Source organism: Streptomyces sp. SM11, assembly GCF_002910905.1.
Taxonomy (GTDB): domain Bacteria; phylum Actinomycetota; class Actinomycetes; order Streptomycetales; family Streptomycetaceae; genus Streptomyces.
Genome location: NZ_NEUE01000152.1, coordinates 6,486 through 8,605 on the forward strand (window position 1 = coordinate 6,486; position 2,120 = coordinate 8,605).

The following is a 2,120-nucleotide window of genomic DNA, read 5'->3' on the forward strand; positions in this document are numbered from 1 at the left end:
CCCGCCGGCGTTAGCGGTGGTTAACCTCTTCGCATGACTGTGACCCTCGAAGTACGCGACGGTGTCGGCACGATCCTCCTGGACCGGCCGCCCATGAACGCCCTGGACGTGGCGATCCAGGACCGACTGCGGGAGCTGGCCGAGGAGGCGACCCAGCGCGAGGACGTGCGCACCGTGATCCTCTACGGCGGCGAGAAGGTGTTCGCGGCGGGCGCGGACATCAAGGAGATGCAGGCGATGGACCACACGGCGATGGTGCTCCGGTCCAAGGGCCTCCAGGACGCCTTCACCGCCGTCGCCCGCATTCCCAAGCCGGTCGTCGCCGCCGTCACCGGCTACGCGCTCGGCGGCGGCTGCGAGCTGGCGCTCTGCGCCGACTTCCGGATCGCCGGGGACAACGCCAGGCTCGGCCAGCCGGAAATCCTCCTCGGGCTGATCCCGGGCGCGGGCGGCACCCAGCGGCTCGCCCGGCTGATCGGCCCCTCCCGGGCCAAGGACCTCATCTTCACCGGCCGCATGGTCAAGGCGGAGGAGGCCCTGACGCTGGGCCTGGTCGACCGGGTGGTCCCGGCCGCCGAGGTCTACGAGCAGGCGCACGCCTGGGCCGCCAAGCTGGCCAAGGGGCCCGCGCTGGCGCTGCGCGCGGCCAAGGAGTCGGTGGACGCCGGACTGGAGACGGACCTCGACACCGGGCTCACCATCGAGCGGAACTGGTTCTCCGGTCTGTTCGCCACCGAGGACCGTGAGCGGGGCATGCGCAGCTTCGTCGAGGAGGGTCCGGGCAAGGCCACCTTCCGCTGACCGGTAGTCAGAATGGGTGGCCCGGTAGTCGGGTCGGGCGGTCCCGCGCGGGGAGTTCATCCGTCAGAGCGGATTATCCGGGCCTTAAGGCAACCTTAAGGCCCGGTGTCGCCGCCGGCCAGGCAACCCTCGCCGGGTCGGGCATCGCCGCAGCTCAGTGGGGCCGTTCGGGGCGCTGTCCTGCCAGGGGCATATGCCAATAGCCTTCTGCGGAATGAGTTGTTCCGGGGTGCGGATTCCCGCGGAACGGCCCCGGAGGGCGATCCGTGCGGCCATGATGGTGGGCATGGCGGGCTTGGAGGGTGTGGATCAGTCGCGACCGCGCAGCAGCGCGACCGCGGCGTGCTGGACGTCGACCATGGATGACGAACAGGCGTTCAAGGCGGTGGAGTTGTTCGGAAATCCGACCGAGGGGGAAGTCCGGTTGCCGTCCCGCCCGGAGTCGGCGGCGACCGCTCGTCGGCTCACCTCCTGCGTCGTGCTCCGTCAGTGGGCCCTCTCGCCGCAGACCGCGGAGTACGCGGTGCTCCTCGTCTCCGAGCTGGTCGGCAACGCGGTGCGCCACACCGGGGCCCGGGTCTTCGGATTACGCATGGTGCGTCGCCGGGGCTGGATCCGCATAGAGGTGCGTGATCCCTCGCGCGGACTGCCGTGCCTGATGCCGGTGCGCGAGATGGACATCAGCGGCCGGGGGCTCTTCCTCGTCGACAAGCTCTCCGACCGCTGGGGTGTGGATCTGCTGCCGCGCGGCAAGACCACCTGGTTCGAGATGCGGATCTCCGACCGCTGATACGCGGAAGTCTCCCCGGCCGGTGCGCCGGAGGCTCCCGGGTGATAGGCAGAAGCCCCCGGTCGGCCGTGGTGCGGCACTGCGGGGGCTTCTGTCGGAGGCCGTGAAATGGGGGGTGTGTTCACGGCCGCTCAAGACGACCTGGCCCGGGTCAATGGAGGTCGTGGCACCGACTATGGCAGACGGGCGACCCCGGTGCCAAAGAGGCTTGTCGGTATATTTTAGGATCAAACGGGCATCTGCTGGTTGAATCGCAGGTGTGCTCGGTCACTTGCCTGGCATTCCGTGCATTCTTATGGTGATGCTTGAATGATTCATTGATCATCCGGCGAACTTCTCAATCACCTCATTTCACCCTTCGCGCCTCTACTGTGTCCCGGGAACCGGTGAAACCCGTGGAACGCGAGGTGGTCGGGCATGGACGGATGCAGGGTCCCGATGGGCCGCCGCGACGCGTTGGGCGCCGGGGCCGTGGCGCTGGCCGCCGCCCTCACCGCGGGATGCGCCCGGAGCGACGGGGCGGGCGGAG

2 protein-coding genes are annotated in these 2,120 nt (G+C 69.2%); both read left to right on the plus strand.

Annotated features, from left to right (window positions below; all coding sequences use genetic code 11):
* Positions 1-33 precede the first annotated feature (33 nt).
* Positions 34-801 carry an enoyl-CoA hydratase/isomerase family protein gene (locus tag B9S58_RS13035; RefSeq protein WP_103532280.1) on the plus strand — a complete coding sequence of 256 codons (768 nt, stop codon included), beginning with the start codon at positions 34-36 and terminating at the stop codon, positions 799-801.
* Positions 802-1,075: 274 nt separating this feature from the next.
* Positions 1,076-1,591: an ATP-binding protein gene (locus tag B9S58_RS13040; RefSeq protein ID WP_103532282.1), complete on the plus strand. Its 516-nt coding sequence runs from the start codon at positions 1,076-1,078 to the stop codon at positions 1,589-1,591.
* Positions 1,592-2,120 lie beyond the last annotated feature (529 nt).